General features: G+C 34.3%; 1 protein-coding gene and 1 pseudogene. One reads left to right on the top strand and one right to left on the bottom strand.

Annotated features, from left to right (window positions below):
• A pseudogene (locus tag PX636_RS16450) lies at positions 1-732 on the top strand (protein kinase domain-containing protein); the annotation flags it as partial.
• Between the two features lie 26 nt (positions 733-758).
• On the opposite strand, the gene PX636_RS16445 reads toward PX636_RS16450, so the two are convergent.
• Positions 759-1,181 (bottom strand): DUF29 family protein, encoded by a 423-nt coding sequence (locus tag PX636_RS16445; protein ID WP_288117870.1) that lies wholly within the window; start codon positions 1,179-1,181, stop codon positions 759-761.
• Positions 1,182-1,289 lie beyond the last annotated feature (108 nt).

Genomic DNA, 1,289 nt, shown 5'->3' with positions numbered 1-1,289 from the left:
GGTTATCAACACCCTAACAGAAATAAGTTATCTAAATTAAGTCCAAAAGCTGACTATTTCTCAGAAATGGTGATTTATTTATCATTGCTTGTTCTATCAGAAAATCCTGACTATTGGCAACAAATACAACCAGAGGAAAGACTGCTATTTTCCGAAAAAGACCTAATTAAACCTAATTCATCCAAGATTTTTAAAGAACTTAAAAATCTTTCTCCTGAGATTGTGTATTTTACCCAAGAATTAGAGAAATTTTGTCAACAATCAAATATTGAAAACCTACAACCTCTTGAAAATTTAGTCAACAATTACACAGGAGCTAAATGGAGTTTTGAGCCTCCTACTAACCCTATTCCAATCGTTACTTCACCCCCCACTATCGGTTGGGATTTCCCATCTAATCCTAAATCTACTCCACCCCCATACCCTCCTCCCTCAAGTCAAGGATGGACTTTCTCCCCTAACGGAGTTCAAACTCAAACCAGTCCAAAAAATACAACATCTTCAGATCCCTGGACAAAACTTGAAACCAATTCATCAAGTGCTTGGGATAAATTTGACACGGGTAAAACACCACCTCCAACAGATTGGGATAAACTCCATCAACAACCTCGAAAAGAAGCACCAGTACCTATTCCAGATGAAAACATTTGGGATAAATTTGATAATATTTGGAATAAATTTACAACATCTATATCATCTATTTGGAACAAAATTTTGAACTGGTTTAATTAGCTATCTGATTATTCTGTGCAGTTCTCCTATCCTAAAATCAACCCCATTGCTTGATTAATAATTTGATTTTTATCAACCATAGCTTCAATTTCTTCGGGTTTATATATACCTTCAAAAGCTTCTAATGCCCCTTGTCTTAAAGCCGAAGAATAAGCATCATCTAAGGTTTCTTTTAATTCTTCTGATGTTAGATAATTTCCTCCAGTTTTACGTCGTTGATTAATGCGTTGAATCTGTCGAACAGAATTAGAAATAGAGGTTTCCCATAAGCGGGTACTGCGTTTTTCTGCTTGCTGTTTAATCAGATGTAATAGGACAATAATACTAAAGCTAAAAATCTTATTGATCTTATCATCCTTACTCATTTCTGTCATTTCCTCTACCAAAATCAAGGCATCGGGAATATTGCCAGCTAGTAATAGATTTTTTAACTCTAATAATTCTTCCATTTTTTGCCTTTTTTTGACTGATTAACCTCTTAATTTAGTAATTTGTCCTTTACATTAGATATTGTTAAAGTTGGAAAAACAAGCGAAAACTTTTGCCTGTTCTCTTGC

The sequence above is a fragment of the Microcystis sp. M53598_WE2 genome, from assembly GCF_030067735.1.
GTDB classification, from domain to species: Bacteria; Cyanobacteriota; Cyanobacteriia; order Cyanobacteriales; family Microcystaceae; genus Microcystis; species Microcystis aeruginosa.
This window is presented reverse-complemented; position numbering and strand designations above follow the sequence as displayed.

What these genes read in the sequence shown, in the direction of transcription:
- PX636_RS16445 (WP_288117870.1), bottom strand. Translation starts at nt 1,181, where the DNA reads ATGGAAGAATTATTAGAGTTAAAAAATCTATTACTAGCTGGCAATATT.